This is a genomic window from Shewanella sp. Actino-trap-3 (genome assembly GCF_002836275.1).
Taxonomy (GTDB): Bacteria; Pseudomonadota; Gammaproteobacteria; order Enterobacterales; family Shewanellaceae; genus Shewanella; species Shewanella psychromarinicola.
Map to the genome: position 1 here is coordinate 3,307,028 of NZ_PJCE01000001.1, position 17,604 is coordinate 3,324,631.

At 44.8% G+C, this 17,604-nt stretch carries 15 protein-coding genes and 3 rRNA genes; 13 read left to right on the plus strand and 5 right to left on the minus strand.

What is annotated here, in order from left to right:
- Positions 1-12 precede the first annotated feature (12 nt).
- From rsmB to def, 3 genes are read right to left on the minus strand one after another with little or no spacing between them, the layout of a single operon-like run.
- Positions 13-1,296, minus strand: a complete 1,284-nt coding sequence (gene rsmB / locus CXF80_RS14165; protein WP_101033469.1) for a 16S rRNA (cytosine(967)-C(5))-methyltransferase RsmB — start codon at positions 1,294-1,296, stop codon at positions 13-15.
- Between the two features lies 1 nt (position 1,297).
- Positions 1,298-2,254, minus strand: coding sequence for a methionyl-tRNA formyltransferase (gene fmt / locus CXF80_RS14170; RefSeq protein WP_101033470.1), 957 nt, complete (start codon positions 2,252-2,254; stop codon positions 1,298-1,300).
- An 8-nt stretch (positions 2,255-2,262) separates the two neighbouring features.
- Entirely contained in the window at positions 2,263-2,775 is a 513-nt protein-coding gene (gene def, locus CXF80_RS14175) for a peptide deformylase (RefSeq protein ID WP_101033471.1), read from the minus strand.
- Positions 2,776-2,901: 126 nt separating this feature from the next.
- Here def and CXF80_RS14180 point away from each other — a divergent pair, with 126 nt between their 5' ends.
- From CXF80_RS14180 to CXF80_RS14225, 10 genes are all read left to right on the plus strand, one after another.
- Positions 2,902-4,008 (plus strand): LysM peptidoglycan-binding domain-containing protein, encoded by a 1,107-nt coding sequence (locus tag CXF80_RS14180; protein ID WP_101033472.1) that lies wholly within the window; start codon positions 2,902-2,904, stop codon positions 4,006-4,008.
- Between the two features lie 83 nt (positions 4,009-4,091).
- A complete protein-coding gene (gene dprA, locus CXF80_RS14185) occupies positions 4,092-5,108 on the plus strand; it encodes a DNA-processing protein DprA (protein WP_101033473.1) in 1,017 nt (338 codons plus the stop codon).
- A gap of 2 nt (positions 5,109-5,110) precedes the next feature.
- Positions 5,111-5,584 (plus strand): DUF494 family protein, encoded by a 474-nt coding sequence (locus tag CXF80_RS14190; protein WP_101033474.1) that lies wholly within the window; start codon positions 5,111-5,113, stop codon positions 5,582-5,584.
- Between the two features lie 59 nt (positions 5,585-5,643).
- Positions 5,644-6,207 (plus strand): DNA topoisomerase family protein, encoded by a 564-nt coding sequence (locus CXF80_RS14195; RefSeq protein ID WP_101033475.1) that lies wholly within the window; start codon positions 5,644-5,646, stop codon positions 6,205-6,207.
- 38 nt (positions 6,208-6,245) lie between these two features.
- Positions 6,246-6,812 (plus strand): L-threonylcarbamoyladenylate synthase, encoded by a 567-nt coding sequence (locus tag CXF80_RS14200; RefSeq protein ID WP_101033476.1) that lies wholly within the window; start codon positions 6,246-6,248, stop codon positions 6,810-6,812.
- 4 nt (positions 6,813-6,816) lie between these two features.
- A complete protein-coding gene (gene hemF, locus CXF80_RS14205) occupies positions 6,817-7,743 on the plus strand; it encodes an oxygen-dependent coproporphyrinogen oxidase (RefSeq protein WP_101033478.1) in 927 nt (308 codons plus the stop codon).
- Positions 7,744-7,961: 218 nt separating this feature from the next.
- A complete protein-coding gene (locus CXF80_RS20175; RefSeq protein ID WP_157822237.1) occupies positions 7,962-8,123 on the plus strand; it encodes a hypothetical protein in 162 nt (53 codons plus the stop codon).
- On the plus strand, positions 8,120-8,368 hold the full coding sequence (locus tag CXF80_RS14215) for a hypothetical protein (RefSeq protein WP_101033480.1): 249 nt from the start codon (positions 8,120-8,122) through the stop codon (positions 8,366-8,368). The genes CXF80_RS20175 and CXF80_RS14215 overlap by 4 nt, the downstream gene beginning before the upstream one ends.
- A gap of 68 nt (positions 8,369-8,436) precedes the next feature.
- A complete protein-coding gene (gene aroE, locus CXF80_RS14220) occupies positions 8,437-9,273 on the plus strand; it encodes a shikimate dehydrogenase (RefSeq protein WP_101033481.1) in 837 nt (278 codons plus the stop codon).
- Positions 9,270-9,530 carry a DUF1488 domain-containing protein gene (locus CXF80_RS14225; RefSeq protein WP_101033483.1) on the plus strand — a complete coding sequence of 87 codons (261 nt, stop codon included), beginning with the start codon at positions 9,270-9,272 and terminating at the stop codon, positions 9,528-9,530. The genes aroE and CXF80_RS14225 overlap by 4 nt, the downstream gene beginning before the upstream one ends.
- 27 nt (positions 9,531-9,557) lie before the next feature.
- Here the strand turns inward: CXF80_RS14225 and CXF80_RS14230 are convergent, their stop codons facing one another.
- Together CXF80_RS14230 and CXF80_RS14235 are read right to left on the minus strand one after the other, a co-directional pair.
- Positions 9,558-10,793, minus strand: coding sequence for a sensor domain-containing diguanylate cyclase (locus CXF80_RS14230; protein WP_101033485.1), 1,236 nt, complete (start codon positions 10,791-10,793; stop codon positions 9,558-9,560).
- A 298-nt stretch (positions 10,794-11,091) separates the two neighbouring features.
- Positions 11,092-11,637: a gamma carbonic anhydrase family protein gene (locus tag CXF80_RS14235; protein ID WP_101033487.1), complete on the minus strand. Its 546-nt coding sequence runs from the start codon at positions 11,635-11,637 to the stop codon at positions 11,092-11,094.
- 583 nt (positions 11,638-12,220) lie between these two features.
- On the opposite strand from CXF80_RS14235, the gene CXF80_RS14240 reads away from it, so the two are divergent.
- From CXF80_RS14240 to rrf, 3 genes are all read left to right on the plus strand, one after another.
- Positions 12,221-13,763 (plus strand): 16S ribosomal RNA (locus CXF80_RS14240).
- A 381-nt stretch (positions 13,764-14,144) separates the two neighbouring features.
- A 23S ribosomal RNA gene (locus CXF80_RS14245) occupies positions 14,145-17,048 on the plus strand.
- 192 nt (positions 17,049-17,240) lie between these two features.
- A 5S ribosomal RNA gene (gene rrf / locus CXF80_RS14250) occupies positions 17,241-17,356 on the plus strand.
- Together the 16S, 23S and 5S rRNA genes form the textbook arrangement of a ribosomal RNA operon.
- The last annotated feature ends 248 nt before the right edge of the window (positions 17,357-17,604 follow it).

Consider the following 17,604-nt stretch of genomic DNA (forward strand, 5'->3'; position numbering starts at 1 on the left):
TGAGGTACATCCTTAAAGTGCTTTAACTAGGCGAGCGTAATAAAAGCCGTCCATATTGTCTTGTCCTGGCAAAATCTGCCAACCGATATCATCGAGATGAGTTTGTTGCTCTATCGGTACTAAACTCGCATCGGGTGTCCGTGTTAGAAATAGCTCAACTTGCTGGCTGTTTTCCTGGGGTAAAATAGAACAGGTTGCATATAATAAGCAGCCACCCGGTTTAAGCCATTGCCAGCAATGATCCAATATTTGTGTTTGTAAGTTGGCTAACTCTTCAATATCGCTATTTTTACGTAACCATTTTATATCAGGGTGACGACGAATAACGCCTGTGGCTGAGCAAGGTGCATCGAGTAATATGCGATCAAATTGCTGTCCTTGCCACCATGATGGGATATCAGCAGCATCGCCGTGAATAAGCTGCGCTTTTAAATGCAACCTGTCCAGATTTTGTTGTACTCGAGCTAGGCGTTTTTGATCAAAGTCGACTGCGACTAAATTAATATCGGGAGCAAGCTCTAGTAAATGGCAACTTTTGCCACCTGGTGCAGCACAGGCATCTAGGATCAATTCATCCGCCATTGGTGCCAGTAAGGTTGCAGCCCATTGCGCGGCGCCATCTTGAACAGAGACTGCTCCTTGCATAAAATCAGGTAAAGCGGTCACATCTTTTGCGCCTTCGAGCAATATAGCATCTTGGCTTGGGCCTGCTTGGGCGGGAATATCGTGTTGGGCTAATGCCGCTAAATAAGCATCACGTGTTTGTGATTGCTGATTATTACGCAGCCACATGGGTGGACGCTGATGGCTTTGCTCAATAATGTTTTGCCAATGGTCTGGATAAGCTTGTTGTAAGCGTTTAATAAACCAAGCTGGAGTATTAAAATGCAGGGTTTCGGAGTCGGTGTTTAAGGCGGCATCTTGGCGCTGTATAGTACGCAATACACCATTGACCACTTTTACCAAACCATCAAAACGTAACTGTCGGCAGGCTTCTGCCGTTTCAGAAATAGCGGCATGTGCCGGAATGCGAGTAAAGTAAAGCTGGTAACAACCGACAATCAACAATTGATGTAATATGCGCTGCTTTCCCTTAAACGGCTTGGCTAAGCAGTCGCTGACGCATTTGTCGAGTTGTGGCAATTGGCGCATAACGCCGTAACATAGTTCTGCTAATAGGGCTTTGTCTTTGCCATTTTGCAGGTGTTGTTGCTGATCGGGTAGCGCTACCGATAACGACATACCCTTTTCAAGTACTTCATAAATCGCTTTAGCTGCCAGTGCGCGCACATTCATGCTAGTTAGCCTCTTGGTTTAAACACACACCAGCGGTAAACCAATCACCACGAGCATTCAAAATATCGGCCACATTAAGTGGCTTTTTGTTGGGCAGTTGCATGGTCTGAATAATTAACTTGCCATCAGCGGTAGCCACTTCAATACCGAGTTTGGTTGCCGCGATAATGGTGCCCGGAGCTTCGTGACATACTTCTGCGGAATAATCAGCTTGCCAAACTTTAATGGTACTTTGATGATGCTCAAAATAGCTGACGGGCCAGGGATTAAATGCACGGATGTCTTGCCATAATTGCTTGGCTGTTTTATGCCAATCAAGACGCGCTTCTTCTTTAGAGAGTTTTGCCGCGTAATTGGCAAGCGATTCATCTTGCTTTTGAGCCGTTAACGTCCCTTCGCTTAATCCTGCTAAAGCCTCAATTAATGCTTCAGGTCCTTGGGCTGCGAGTTTTTCATATAGACTGGCTGAGGTGTCGCTCGGTTCGATGGGTAAGCGGGTGTTAAACAGCATATCACCAGTGTCTAGGCCGATATCCATTAGCATAATGGTGACACCGGTTTCTGCGTCGCCTGCCCATAATGCTCGTTGGATAGGCGCGGCTCCACGCCAGCGCGGTAAAATTGAACCGTGAACATTGATACAACCTAAACGCGGCGTATCAAGAACTATCTTTGGTAAAATCAACCCGTAAGCAACAACAACCATGATATCGGCATTGAGGTGTGCTAGTTCCGCTTGTGCCGCCTCATTTCGTAATGATGCTGGTTGAAATACCGGAATGGCATGCGCTAATGCCATTGCTTTTACTGGGCTTGCTGTAAGTTTTTTACCTCGCCCAGCGGGTCTATCGGGTTGAGTATAAGTCGCAATCACATCATGTTCAGAGTCGATGAGCGCTTGTAAATGTCTGGCAGCGAAATCCGGAGTACCGGCAAAGATAATTTTTAACGGTTTCAAATTTTTTCCTATACTTCTCTAGCATCTAAACGAGCTTCTTTTTCAAGCTTAGTTTTTATACGTTGGCGTTTTAATGGTGATAAGTAATCGACAAACAACTTACCTTTAAGGTGATCCATTTCATGCTGAATACAAACGGCAAATAACTCATCTGCTTCAACAGTGAACTCTTTACCGTGACGATCTAGGGCTTTGAGCGTGACAAATTCAGCACGGTCAACTTTGGCATAAATCCCCGGTACCGATAGGCAGCCTTCTTCATTTGCAAAGTCGCCACTACTGGCAATAATCTCAGGGTTAATAAAAACGGTTGGGCGTTCTATCTCATCTTGTAAATCCATCACAATCAATTGTTGATGAAAATCCACTTGAGTTGCGGCTAGACCAATACCTTTTTCTAGGTACATCGTTTCAAGCATGTTATCTATTTGCGTTTGTAATAAAGGACCAAAATCCGTTACAGGCTGAGCTATAGTGCGTAAACGCTCATCTGGAAATCGTAAAACATTAAGTAGTGGCATATATAAACTCTTCACAAGTCTGTCAAATTTCAGCCAGATAGCTATACTGGCCATTGCGATTAGGGTAATTTTAATACTTACCGCTTATCAATAACAGCAAAAAGCTCTAATAAAGAGCTAAACAACATGGATCTCACCATGAAACGCTTACTTTTACTTGTTTTTTTATCATTAAATTTTTTTGGGGCTAACGCTGATACATTAACCCTAAAGGCGGGCCATCCTGACACGTATGTCGTTAAAAAAGGCGATACGTTGTGGGATATCTCTGGATATTTTTTGAATGACCCTTGGCGTTGGCCTAAATTGTGGGGTGTTAACCCGCAAATTGCTAATCCACATCTAATTTACCCTGGCGATAGACTGACATTAGTATTTATTGATGGTCAACCTCGTTTAGTGGTTAAGCAGCACATTCAGAAGAGTCCTGAAGGACGAGTCATATCCAAAGATGGCCCGATTCCTGCTGTTGATCTTGCCTTAATTAGACCCTATTTAGTACAAAATAGAGTTGTGGATCCTGCATGGTTATTGGAATTGCCGATTGTTATGAGCGGCGAGAGCCCATCAATTCATCATGTGGTCGATGACGTTGTCTATGTTAATGCGCAGCTTGAACAAGGCCTTAAAGTGGCAATTTATCAAACTGGACGTGAGTTTTTTGCTCCAGATAGCGACGAATTATTAGGCCAGGAAATTATTTTAGCTTCGAGTGGGCGGGTTATTGAGTCTGGCGTTGTGTCAAAAGTTGAATTGCTCAGTAGCTTACGTGAAACCAAAGGTGGCTTTCATGTTGCCCCTGTAGAAGATGAAGCGTTAATGTCGGCTTATTTTATCCCAAAAGCGGCAGACTTAGGTGTTTCTACCTCTATTGTTGGTATAACAGGTAACATTCGTGAAGCCGGTAAGTTAGATGTTGTCTATCTTGATCGTGGTGCCAATGATGGTGTTGAGACTGGACATGTTTTTTCAATGTACCGCGATGGCGAAAACATTATTATTGATAATGAGGGTAATCCAGTTCGACCTATAGACCGTTCATCTTACGATAAAGTGCTGGCGAACTTTTCAGATGATACCGTGTATAAAATGCCAGATATTTTTCATGGTAATTTGATGGTTTTTAAAGTGTTTGATAAAACCAGTTTAGGTTTGATTATGTTCAATGAGCACCCCGTTCGAGTCGGTGATAAATTGACTAAACCAGATCCCTTGACCATTAAAGGTGAATAATTTCAGATAAACTGGTCGACTGGTTAGTTGTTTGTGCCGTATCTGGGCTAGGACCTGCTCGGATTCAACAATTATTAACTCAAATGGACGTTGAAGAAATTCGTCAACGTCTAGAGTTTGAACCTCAGGCCTTGCCTTTACCAGCAAGCCTATTGGCTAAATGTAGTATCGACTTTAATAAGGTCGAGCAAGCCCTAGCCTGGCTTGATTCGCAGTCCAATCACTATATTGTGACCCTCTCTGATCCACTTTATCCGCCATTACTTGCACAAATTAGCGATCCACCACAGGTATTATTTGTTAAAGGGTCGATAGAATCTCTTGTGTTACCGAGTATTGCAATGGTGGGAAGCCGTAATGCCTCTCGAGGCGGCTTAGATATAACGGCAGATCTCGCTTATCATTTAGCTCACCAAGGCTTTTCAATTACCAGCGGCATGGCTGCTGGTATTGATGGTGCAGCCCATAAAGCGACTCTGGCTGCTAATGGAACGACCATAGCAGTATTGGGCTGCGGGGTTGAGTGCATTTACCCTAAGCGTCATCAAAACTTGTATCATGACATTATCAATACAGGCTGTGTAATCAGTGAATATTGGCCAAGTATAGGGCCTTTTGCTGGTAACTTCCCTCGGCGTAACCGTATTGTCAGTGGCCTAAGCTTAGGCACTGTCGTGGTTGAGGCAAGCCGTAAAAGTGGTTCGTTAATTAGTGCTCGACTTGCAATGGAGCAAAACCGTGAAGTGTTTGCTGTACCAGGATCGGTGTTAGGGGGCTATAGTCAAGGTTGCCATGATTTAATTAAAAATGGCGCCAAACTTGTCGAGTCGGCTGTCGATATAATCGAAGAATTGGGCAGTTTATCGGATTATCACCTTGAACAATTGCATCTACGGCACCATATACGAGATAATGACATTTGTGATTTGCCATTTCCTCCGCTGTTATCTAGTGTAGGATATGAAACTACTGCGGTAGATGCAGTAGTTGAGGATAGTGGGAAACCAATAGATCTGGTGTTAATACAAATGCTTGAACTTGAGTTACAAGGGTGGGTTGCAGCAGTGCCCGGTGGTTACGTCAGACTAAAGAGGAGTTAGCCATGTTTGATATCCTCATGTATTTATTTGAAAATTATGTTCATAGTGAAATTGAGCTATTAGTTGATGAAGATGAGCTCACTAAAGAGTTAACCCGTGCGGGTTTTCATCAAGTTGATATTATAAAAGCACTTTCTTGGTTAGAGCACCTTGCTGATCTACAAGAAAGCGATAAACCTTACTTGTGTAATCACGCACAACATTCATTCCGTATTTATACCAAAGCGGAAATGGCCAAATTAGATGTTGAGTGCCGTGGTTTTTTATTGTTTTTAGAGCAGATACAAGTACTCAGTGTCGAAACCCGTGAAATGGTCATTGACCGTGTCATGGAATTAGATGAACCTACATTAGTGTTAGAAGATCTCAAATGGGTGGTATTAATGGTACTATTTAACGTGCCAGGAAATGAGTCAGCCTATGAGCAAATGGAAGATTTAATCTTCGAGCAGCCAGAAGGGCGTTTACACTCATAACAAAAAGGAGGCTTAGCCTCCTTTTTTAGGTCTACAGAAAATTATTCATTGAGAGCACCATGTCGAAAATTGATCCGCAGTTGTTTACTGTCCACGAGCATGCACTGGAGAAAGAGTTTGAACTTTGTCCTGTTTGTGGTTCTGAACTGTCGGTTAAACACAGTAAACATGGCAGCTTTGTGGGGTGTAATAACTACCCAACATGCGACTATACTCGTCCACTAGTGCAACATGAGTCGATAGAGACTCAAGTTATCAGCGGTTCAGAATGTCCGCAGTGTGGCCATGAGTTAGCGGTTAAGTCTGGTCGGTTTGGTCTTTTTATTGGTTGCACTCACTACCCAGAATGTACTCATATTGAAAAACACGATCACACCAATCAAGCTGAACAGATTGTTTGCCCTCAGTGCGCCAAAGGTCATCTTGAGTCTCGGACCAGTCGTTATGGTAAAACTTTTTTTGCTTGCAGCGCCTACCCAAAATGTAAGTTTATCGTAAACTATCCTCCGTATAATGAAGCTTGCCCTGATTGTGGCTTCGGGATTTTAGTTGAGCGTAAAGGTGCGGCGGGTAGTAGAGTTGAGTGTCCGCAAAAATCCTGTAAATATAAACGAGCTCTGTAGTTTTCGTTATTAATATCAATTTGATGTAAGGAAATTTCATGTTGCAATTGCAGCCATCCGCTGTCGCTGCCGTCATAAATCAAGGCGGAGTGATTGCTTATCCAACTGAAGCGGTGTTTGGTTTAGGCTGTGATCCTGACAACGACAGTGCTATTGAAAAATTGTTGGCTGTTAAACAGCGTCCTTGGCAAAAGGGGTTGATTTTAGTAGCCAGTTCTTTGGATCAACTTTTGCCTTACCTTGATATCACTCAGCTAACTGAACAGCAGTTGCAGTTTGCGCAATCAAAGTGGCCAGGCCCCTTTACCTTTGTTATGCCTATTCAGTCCCATGTATCCAAATTACTCAGCGGTGAATTTGATTCGATTGCAGTGCGCGTATCAGCTCACCCCGTTGTGCGAGAGTTGTGCGACACCCTCAATAAACCCCTTGTATCGACAAGTGCCAATTTAGCTGGAAAGTCACCGGTCGTCGATGCACAACATATCATCACTGATTTTACTGATAAAATTGATGCATTGATTTTAGGTAAGCTGGGCGAACAACGTCAGCCATCAACCATTATTGATGCCCGCAGTGGTCAGATCCTTCGTAATGGAAGCTAATACTATGTCAAACAACCTTTCTCAAGTGCCCGACGCACAACAAGTAAAATCATTCCTGCTAGCATTACAGCAAAATATTTGTCAGCGTTTAGAGCTACTCGACGGCAAAGCCACTTTTAAAGCTGACTCATGGAAGCGTGAAGAAGGCGGCGGTGGCACTAGTCGAGTATTAACTCAAGGCAAAATCTTTGAGCAAGCAGGCGTTAACTTTTCACATGTTATGGGTGCATCTATGCCTGCATCGGCTACTGCGCATCGCCCTGAATTAGCTGGCCGTAGTTTTGAGGCGATGGGGGTGTCTTTAGTGATCCACCCCAATAACCCATATATCCCGACGACCCATGCCAACGTACGTTTTTTTATTGCCCGTAAAGAAGGTGCGGACCCTGTGTGGTGGTTTGGTGGCGGATTTGATTTAACACCTTATTACCCCTTTAAAGAAGATGTCGTCAGCTGGCATCAAACGGCTAAAGATATTTGCCAGCCATTTGGCGATGACGTTTATCCTAAATACAAAAAATGGTGTGATGAGTATTTCTTTATACCGCATCGTAATGAAACTCGAGGTGTCGGCGGACTGTTTTTTGACGATTTAAACGAACCCGGTTTTGAGCGTAGTTTTGAGTTTATGCAAGCGGTAGGAAACGGCTTTATTGAAGCTTATGCGCCAATTGTCGAGCGCAATAAAACCTTAGAATACGGTGACGATGAGCGCCAGTTCCAACTTTATCGTCGTGGCCGCTATGTCGAGTTTAACTTGGTTTATGATCGTGGCACCTTATTTGGTTTACAAACCGGCGGTCGTACAGAATCGATTTTAATGTCAATGCCGCCTCTGGTACGTTGGGAATACGCGTTCACCCCTGAAGAAGATAGTCCAGAAGCTGAGTTGTACGACATCTACTTAAAACCACAAGACTGGTTAGCTTAAGTTTAATTTCAATCGGATTCTACCTTGTCATGCTGCAATAACGAGTCATCGGTTACCCATGTTGTCTGCTAAGGTCGAAATAGCCTGAATCATCGTTTGTTGATGTTCAGGCTTTTTTATTGCGTTGTTAATCGCCGCGCGCATGAAAATGATCCTCCGATCACCATAGACTCAGCGATAACGGAGGGCATGTGTCTAGCACGTAATGCCGGATGAATATGCGTAACTTGCCAGCAAGTGTTGAATCGCTGCATCATTCACTCGTAATTGCAGGTAAACTAGCCAAAGCAAGAGTAATAATAGCGGTTGTTTTCCCAGATGGTAGCCATGGTATTTACGCACTCCGTTTTAGTTTGGCAATGGGGTTGCCAATGGCATGAACTATGGTGATATTCTGGCTGCTGTGACGGCAAATATGGCAGATATATTCTATTTAGATACTGGGCAGATTGCGGTTGGAAAACTGGCAGGTTTAGTCTTATGCAGAGGCGCCTCTTTGGTGTTCAGCAGTAAAGTACAAAAGATTTGGATAGCAGTAGAAAAACAAGATACTGACAGCCGTCAAGGTAAGCTAGGTGATCGCTATTTACAAAAAAAGCCAATGCCTGAGGTATATAGCCGCTAACATTTGATGATAGACGTCAGATGTGTCCATCGTAGGCAAATAATGCCGTTAACTAAGAGGTGAAGTAAATGACCGATAAGTATGCTGTATTTGGTAACCCGATAGCGCAAAGTAAGTCGCCATTCATACATACTGAGTTTGCCAAACAAACTCAGCAAGACTTAAGCTATGACGCTATTCTCGTCTCTGTCGATCAATTTGATTCTTCGTTAACGGCATTCTTTACCGATGGTGGTAAAGGCGCCAATGTTACCGCACCTTTTAAAGAACAAGCATTTGCCATGTGTGATGAGCTCAGTGAGATGGCTACACTCGCAGGCGCCGTCAACACGTTGTTTAATTTGCCCAATGGCAAAATAGGCGGTGACAATACCGATGGCGTTGGCTTGGTGAATGACCTAGAAATGCTATTTGGTTCGTTAAAAGGTAAGCGAGTCTTATTGGTAGGTGCTGGTGGCGCGGCAAGGGGGTGTATTTTGCCTATTTTGCAGCATAATGTGGCTCAATTGGTTATCTGTAATCGGACTCACGAAAAAGCAGAGCAACTCCAAGCCTTATTCAGTGAATATGGCAACTTTTTTGCTAAACCCATTGAGGAATTACACTCTCCGTTTGATTTAATCATTAACTCAACCTCTGCAGGTTTATCTGGGCAGTTAATTACTCTGCCTAATGTTATCGTAGATAAAACCACTGATTGTTATGACATGACCTACAGCCAACAAACCACAGTATTTAACAAATGGGCGCAAGATCAACATGCTCGAAAAACCGCTGATGGGCTAGGTATGTTGGTTGGTCAGGCGGCAAAAAGTTTTAGTTTATGGCGCGGTGTGACTCCTGATACTGCATCTGTCATGGGAAAACTGCGTGAATCATTAGCACAAAAGGCAGCGGACGAATGAATCAAAGCGTGATTTTTACCGATCAGCTCTATATCGAAACAAATGAAGTAAGGTTTATTGCGCAGCAACAGGGGATAAATATTAATTGTTTTGCTCGCTTTTCTGTTATTAGTGAGCTTTGTGATAACCAACTCGTGGATCAACATAATGCCGCCAGTTTGTTTGAGCAATGTCGTTTTGACCTTGAAGACCTAGCAGAAGCATTGATTGAACAAGAAGCTTTTAGTGACAGTGGTGACATTACTGTTATTTCATGATGTGTTTAATAAGCTGGATTGGTCAAGTTAGTTTCGTGCAAGCTTCGGTGCCGACCATTTTTTGAGTCGTTTCTGGGTATACATATTGTTATCAGCTTGCTTAAAGGCACTCTCCCAATCTTGATCATATTGTGCAAATCCATAGCTAAAATGAATGCCATGTACGCAAGCGGCGAGGTCTTGCTGCAATTGGGTGATTTGCTGCTCTAAGGTATCGATAGGACCGCGGCATAAAGCAACAAACTCATCACCACCATAACGCGCAACCAAAAACTCAGGATGCCATAGCGCCTTTAGTGATTGTGCAATGGCTTTTAATGCATCGTCACCCGCTTGGTGTCCATATTGATCATTTAACGGTTTTAAGTTATCCATATCCAAGATGATAATATAACTGGCTAACTCTGGATTGTGTTGCCATTGTAAAATCGTGGCATCAAACTTCTTACGGTTATACAGCTCGGTTAATCCATCATAATCTGCCATGATTTCGATTTTCTTCGACTTTTGATATAACGAAATCGCATTAGCGGCTTCAGAGGTTAGAATATTAACCAAGTTAATATCATAATCACCAAAGGCATCCATCTTGATACTGTCTAAGTTCATCATTCCATAAAGTTCACCATCAATATGGATTGGGCTAGATAAGGTTGAGCAGATTGGTTTTATCGAAGCATGTAATAGTGCATGTTGGTCTTCATTTGTGAGAGTACTTTTAGCATTGATGTTCTTCATGTTGTTAATCACAACCGCTTTATCACAGCGACCATTCGTCCGTCGGAACTGAAAGGTTTCTTCTAAGGTAAAGTTTATTTTTCGAAGAGCATCTATATCTAACCCCACAACCGACTCAAATTGTAATCTAGTGGTATTCTTATCAACCAGAATGATACTGCCCATTTCGGCATCATCGATAGCACTTACTGCTTTTTGCAATAGAGCGTCTAAAAAGGTTTTTTCAGAATCGTATTGACTGGATAAATTAACTAATTCATAAGTCGTATCGTTAATGTGGATGACTTGCTCTAAGTGTTGCCAAAGCCGTAAAATATTTTGTTTGTGGATATAATAAGTGATGCCATAACTCAAAGCGTAAACGCCACAAATAAGCATTAGGTATAAATAGGTATTTGCATTACTAGGTATGGCGAATATGAAAATAATAACGAAAAAAAATAAAGGCACAGCAAGCAATAATAGATGACTCTTAAAGTCTACATAGGCAATGTGCTTATTGTTAATGCGTCCGTTACTGTTCACTTCATCATCCTAATAATAAGTCGGTAATACTCTTTAGCATTAAACATCGATGCTCGACGCGACTCAAGTCAAACTAAACTACCATCTTCTAGTAAATATAGGCTAACTATCGTCTTCAGAGTGTGTTTGAGTCCCGATGTTATAAGTAATAAACAAACGGTAATGGCCATTTATTCTGTAGATCATAGTGAGTGTATCAACGAAGATCATAAAGATATGCGTGGAATGACTTGTTTTGACAAGGCTTAAACGAAATAGACCAACATATTTTTGGCCCAAATCGTTTGTATGAATAACGCTACTGTTGTAAGTCTACTAAGTACTCATTTTTTAAACGGACATAATTATCAGCCGATTGTGGTAAAAATACACGTTCCGCGTCAGTTAACGGTCGAACTTGTTTACATGGGCTGCCTACATATAAGTAACCACTTTGCAAAATTTTATTGGGTGGCACGAGTGAGCCCGCGCCGACAATCACGTCATCTTCTACTATTGCACCATCAAGTAAGATAGCGCCCATACCTATTAGCACGCGATGACCAATCTTGCAGCCATGCAACATCGCCTTATGACCAATAGTCACATCATCACCAATAATTAATGGATTACCATTAGGATTAGAAGGCGATTTACGCGTTACATGCAATATACTGCCATCTTGGACATTACTGCGTTTACCAATACGGATCTTATTCACATCACCACGAGCAGCAACTAATGGCCAAATGCTGGCGTCATGGTCCAATTTTATATCGCCAACAAGTACTGCAGACTCATCAACATAGACGTTATCAGCTAAATTAGGGTGGATCCCTTGGTAAGTTCTTACATTGGTAGACATAACAATCCTTATATATTTATGGTTTCAGACAGTATAATGCTTAAAAACTAGCTGGTCAGGCTAAATTATCCGCAAACAAACCCAAAATGACAAATCACCTCAATAAAGGTTGCGCTAAATCTTGTATTGCCTATAATGCGCATCCACTGACACGGCAGACAGCGAAAGCAGTCACCGAGTTGGGTTGAATTAAGTGGTTCAAAACACTGAGTTCAAGGCGAAAAGAAAGTTTGAAAAAACACTTGACGCGAAACGGGAAATGCGTAAAATACGCACCCCAAGCCAACGACCTAGCGTCAGCGGCCGCTGAATGAAAAATCGAAAGATGTTCATGTTAGCAACGTTCTTTAACAATCTAAACAAGAAATCTGTGTGGACATTCACAGGTATTGAGTTATTCGAAATTGTCTTCTGTTCTTCGGAATGTTGGCAATCAAAAAATTTCAACTCAATGCAACGATGAGTGTTCATAGTAATATGTACAAACATTATTTAGATTCTTCCGAGTCTAATTAATGAAATCAGAATTCATTGAGCCGAAAGCATCGTTCTTACTTGTAAGAGTGGGGTTTTCAAAAAACTTTAATTGAAGAGTTTGATCATGGCTCAGATTGAACGCTGGCGGCAGGCCTAACACATGCAAGTCGAGCGGTAACACAAGGGAGCTTGCTCCTGAGGTGACGAGCGGCGGACGGGTGAGTAATGCCTAGGGATCTGCCCAGTCGAGGGGGATAACAGTTGGAAACGACTGCTAATACCGCATACGCCCTACGGGGGAAAGGAGGGGACCTTCGGGCCTTCCGCGACAGGATGAACCTAGGTGGGATTAGCTAGTTGGTGAGGTAATGGCTCACCAAGGCGACGATCCCTAGCTGTTCTGAGAGGATGATCAGCCACACTGGGACTGAGACACGGCCCAGACTCCTACGGGAGGCAGCAGTGGGGAATATTGCACAATGGGGGAAACCCTGATGCAGCCATGCCGCGTGTGTGAAGAAGGCCTTCGGGTTGTAAAGCACTTTCAGTAGGGAGGAAAGGTAGCGTGTTAATAGCCCGTTACTGTGACGTTACCTACAGAAGAAGGACCGGCTAACTCCGTGCCAGCAGCCGCGGTAATACGGAGGGTCCGAGCGTTAATCGGAATTACTGGGCGTAAAGCGTGCGCAGGCGGTTTGTTAAGCCAGATGTGAAATCCCCGGGCTCAACCTGGGAATTGCATTTGGAACTGGCGAACTAGAGTCTTGTAGAGGGGGGTAGAATTCCAGGTGTAGCGGTGAAATGCGTAGATATCTGGAGGAATACCGGTGGCGAAGGCGGCCCCCTGGACAAAGACTGACGCTCATGCACGAAAGCGTGGGGAGCAAACAGGATTAGATACCCTGGTAGTCCACGCCGTAAACGATGTCTACTCGGAGTTTGGTGACTTAGTCACTGGGCTCCCAAGCTAACGCATTAAGTAGACCGCCTGGGGAGTACGGCCGCAAGGTTAAAACTCAAATGAATTGACGGGGGCCCGCACAAGCGGTGGAGCATGTGGTTTAATTCGATGCAACGCGAAGAACCTTACCTACTCTTGACATCCACAGAAGAGACCAGAGATGGACTTGTGCCTTCGGGAACTGTGAGACAGGTGCTGCATGGCTGTCGTCAGCTCGTGTTGTGAAATGTTGGGTTAAGTCCCGCAACGAGCGCAACCCCTATCCTTATTTGCCAGCGCGTAATGGCGGGAACTCTAGGGAGACTGCCGGTGATAAACCGGAGGAAGGTGGGGACGACGTCAAGTCATCATGGCCCTTACGAGTAGGGCTACACACGTGCTACAATGGCAAGTACAGAGGGTTGCAAAGCCGCGAGGTGGAGCTAATCTCACAAAGCTTGTCGTAGTCCGGATCGGAGTCTGCAACTCGACTCCGTGAAGTCGGAATCGCTAGTAATCGTGGATCAGAATGCCACGGTGAATACGTTCCCGGGCCTTGTACACACCGCCCGTCACACCATGGGAGTGGGCTGCAAAAGAAGTGGGTAGTTTAACCTTCGGGAGAACGCTCACCACTTTGTGGTTCATGACTGGGGTGAAGTCGTAACAAGGTAGCCCTAGGGGAACCTGGGGCTGGATCACCTCCTTACCTATACGACTAACTCAATACCTAAAAGTGCAGCGATGCATGTGAGTGTTCACACAGATTACTTGTTAACTTCTTCGGAAGTAGAGTGAAACACGCCGCCAGCCGGCTAGTGTTGTTCTTTAACAATTTGGAAAGCTGATAGTACTAACTAAAGGCGCATGAATAATGATTCGTTGTTATTGGTGTGATTACGTTAGTGCGAAAAATAATACTGATGCGAAAGCATTAGTATCTTGAGTTCTCAAAACACTGTTTAAGTGTCTTGAATATTCTAAAAAACTAAGGCGAGTCCACTTCCTACCCGGAGGTGAGACAAGTAAAAACCAGCTGGTCATGATATGACTCAGAGGTTCACGCAAGTGAAACTCATTTGGGTTGTATGGTTAAGTGACCAAGCGTATACGGTGGATGCCTTGGCAGTCAGAGGCGATGAAGGACGTAATAACTTGCGAAAAGCGTTGGCGAGCTAGTAATAAGCATTTGAGCTAACGATATCCGAATGGGGAAACCCGGCCACATAAGTGGTCATCATAACGTGAATACATAGCGTTATGAGGCGAACCTGGGGAACTGAAACATCTAAGTACCCAGAGGAAAAGAAATCAACCGAGATTCCCCTAGTAGCGGCGAGCGAACGGGGATTAGCCCTTAAGTCTATGGGGTGTTAGTGGAATGTGTTGGAAAGCACAGCGGCACAGGGTGATAGCCCCGTACATGAAAACTAACCGTAGATGAAAACGAGTAAGGCGGGACACGTGACATCCTGTTTGAATATGGGGGGACCATCCTCCAAGGCTAAATACTCCTGACTGACCGATAGTGAACCAGTACCGTGAGGGAAAGGCGAAAAGAACCCCTGTGAGGGGAGTGAAATAGAACCTGAAACCGTGTACGTACAAGCAGTGGGAGCGGTTCTTGAGACCGTGACTGCGTACCTTTTGTATAATGGGTCAGCGACTTACATTTTGTAGCGAGGTTAAGCGAATAGCGGAGCCGTAGGGAAACCGAGTGTTAACTGCGCGTTTAGTTGCAAGGTGTAGACCCGAAACCGAGTGATCTAGCCATGGGCAGGTTGAAGGTTGAGTAACATCAACTGGAGGACCGAACCGACTTATGTTGAAAAATGAGCGGATGACTTGTGGCTGGGGGTGAAAGGCCAATCAAACTCGGAGATATCTGGTTCTCCTCGAAAGCTATTTAGGTAGCGCCTCGAGCGAATACCATTGGGGGTAGAGCACTGTTAAGGCTAGGGGGTCATCCCGACTTACCAACCCTTTGCAAACTCCGAATACCAATGAGTACTACTCGGGAGACAGACAGCGGGTGCTAACGTCCGTTGTCAAAAGGGAAACAACCCAGACCGTCAGCTAAGGTCCCAAAGTGTATGTTAAGTGGGAAACGATGTGGGAAGGCTCAGACAGCTAGGATGTTGGCTTAGAAGCAGCCATCATTTAAAGAAAGCGTAATAGCTCACTAGTCGAGTCGGCCTGCGCGGAAGATTTAACGGGGCTAAACATACCACCGAAGCTACGGGTGCATTTCATTAGAATTGCGCGGTAGAGGAGCGTTCTGTAAGCGGTTGAAGGTGAAGGGGTAACCCACACTGGACGTATCAGAAGTGCGAATGCTGACATGAGTAACGATAAAGGGAGTGAAAAACTCCCTCGCCGAAAGACCAAGGGTTCCTGTCCAACGTTAATCGGGGCAGGGTGAGTCGACCCCTAAGGTGAGGCCGAAAGGCGTAATCGATGGGAAACAGATTAATATTTCTGTACCTTCACTAACTGCGATGGAGAGACGGAGAAGGCTAGGCTAGCGCGGCGTTGGTAGTCCGCGTTTAAGGTGGTAGGTTGTATTCTTAGGCAAATCCGGGGATACGCATTTAATTGCAAGACTGAGGACTGATGACGAGTCACTAAGGTGATGAAGTAGTTGATGCCATACTTCCAGGAAAATCTTCTAAGCTTCAGGTTAGTGGGGATCGTACCCCAAACCGACACAGGTGGTCGGGTAGAGAATACCAAGGCGCTTGAGAGAACTCGGCTGAAGGAACTAGGCAAAATGGTACCGTAACTTCGGGAGAAGGTACGCTGCCGACGGTGATAGGACTTGCTCCTTAAGCTGTTGGCAGTCGCAGATACCAGGTGGCTGCAACTGTTTATCAAAAACACAGTACTGTGCAAAATCGCAAGATGACGTATACGGTATGACGCCTGCCCGGTGCCGGAAGGTTAATTGATTGGGTTATCTTCGGAGAAGCTCATGATCGAAGCCCCGGTAAACGGCGGCCGTAACTATAACGGTCCTAAGGTAGCGAAATTCCTTGTCGGGTAAGTTCCGACCTGCACGAATGGCGTAATGATGGCCACGCTGTCTCCAGCCGAGACTCAGTGAAGTTGAAATTGCGGTGAAGATGCCGTATACCCGCGGCTAGACGGAAAGACCCCGTGAACCTTTACTATAGCTTGGCACTGAACATTGAACCTACATGTGTAGGATAGGTGGGAGACTTTGAAGCTTGGACGCTAGTCTGAGTGGAGTCAATCTTGAAATACCACCCTTGTAGTTTTGATGTTCTAACCGCGGCCCCTAATCGGGGTTCGGGACAGTGCCTGGTGGGTAGTTTGACTGGGGCGGTCTCCTCCCAAAGAGTAACGGAGGAGCACGAAGGTTGGCTAAGTACGGTCGGACATCGTACGGTTAGTGCAATGGCATAAGCCAGCTTAACTGCGAGACATACACGTCGAGCAGGTACGAAAGTAGGTCATAGTGATCCGGTGGTTCTGAATGGAAGGGCCATCGCTCAACGGATAAAAGGTACTCCGGGGATAACAGGCTGATACCGCCCAAGAGTTCATATCGACGGCGGTGTTTGGCACCTCGATGTCGGCTCATCACATCCTGGGGCTGAAGTCGGTCCCAAGGGTATGGCTGTTCGCCATTTAAAGTGGTACGCGAGCTGGGTTCAGAACGTCGTGAGACAGTTCGGTCCCTATCTGCCGTGGGCGTTGGATGATTGAAGGGAGCTGCTCCTAGTACGAGAGGACCGGAGTGGACGAACCGCTGGTGTTCGGGTTGTCATGCCAATGGCATTGCCCGGTAGCTACGTTCGGGATCGATAACCGCTGAAAGCATCTAAGCGGGAAGCGAGCCCTAAGATGAGTCATCCCTAGAGCTTTAAGCTCTCTAAAGGGCCGTAGGAGACTACTACGTTGATAGGCAAGGTGTGTAAGCGTTGTGAGGCGTTGAGCTAACTTGTACTAATGACCCGTGAGGCTTAACCATACAACCCAGATGGGTTTTACTGAAAATGTTCCCGACATTTTCTAGCACTTCCTCCTTCCATGGAGGTCGTACTGACAGGGAGCATAACCTTAGTGTTAGAATAGAGCGCTTAAGTAGTGTTTTGTAGACTCAAAAAAATCAGCTTTCCGAATTATTATTTACGGCCTTAAAGGCGGTAGATATACAAATTTGTCTGGAAACCATAGCATTGTGGCACCACCTGATCCCATTCCGAACTCAGAAGTGAAACGCAATCGCGCCGATGGTAGTTTGGGGTCTCCCCATGCGAGAGTAGGTCATTTCCAGGCGCCTAATTTACTCGAAAGAGTAGTGAAACAGCCCGCTATTATATAGCGGGCTTTTTTACGTCTTCAATTTATGGTGTAGAGTTTGTTACTCGCCAAAACATGACAGCAGTTTGTCGAATATGCCCATGCGGTAGTGAAACAGCCCGCTATTATATAGCGGGCTTTTTTACGTCTGCAATTTATGGTGTAGAGTTTGTTATTGGCCAAAACAGGACAGCAGTTTGTCGAATATGCCCATGCGTGAGTAA

Coding starts and splice junctions, on each gene's coding strand:
- dprA (WP_101033473.1), top strand. CDS start 4,092: ATGGACGTTGAAGAAATTCGTCAACGTCTAGAGTTTGAACCTCAGGCC.
- CXF80_RS14200 (WP_101033476.1), top strand. CDS start 6,246: ATGTTGCAATTGCAGCCATCCGCTGTCGCTGCCGTCATAAATCAAGGC.
- def (WP_101033471.1), bottom strand. CDS start 2,775: ATGCCACTACTTAATGTTTTACGATTTCCAGATGAGCGTTTACGCACT.
- CXF80_RS14195 (WP_101033475.1), top strand. CDS start 5,644: ATGTCGAAAATTGATCCGCAGTTGTTTACTGTCCACGAGCATGCACTG.
- CXF80_RS20175 (WP_157822237.1), top strand. CDS start 7,962: ATGCGTAACTTGCCAGCAAGTGTTGAATCGCTGCATCATTCACTCGTA.
- hemF (WP_101033478.1), top strand. CDS start 6,817: ATGTCAAACAACCTTTCTCAAGTGCCCGACGCACAACAAGTAAAATCA.
- aroE (WP_101033481.1), top strand. CDS start 8,437: ATGACCGATAAGTATGCTGTATTTGGTAACCCGATAGCGCAAAGTAAG.
- rsmB (WP_101033469.1), bottom strand. CDS start 1,296: ATGAATGTGCGCGCACTGGCAGCTAAAGCGATTTATGAAGTACTTGAA.
- CXF80_RS14190 (WP_101033474.1), top strand. CDS start 5,111: ATGTTTGATATCCTCATGTATTTATTTGAAAATTATGTTCATAGTGAA.
- CXF80_RS14180 (WP_101033472.1), top strand. CDS start 2,902: ATGGATCTCACCATGAAACGCTTACTTTTACTTGTTTTTTTATCATTA.
- CXF80_RS14225 (WP_101033483.1), top strand. CDS start 9,270: ATGAATCAAAGCGTGATTTTTACCGATCAGCTCTATATCGAAACAAAT.
- CXF80_RS14235 (WP_101033487.1), bottom strand. CDS start 11,637: ATGTCTACCAATGTAAGAACTTACCAAGGGATCCACCCTAATTTAGCT.
- CXF80_RS14215 (WP_101033480.1), top strand. CDS start 8,120: ATGAACTATGGTGATATTCTGGCTGCTGTGACGGCAAATATGGCAGAT.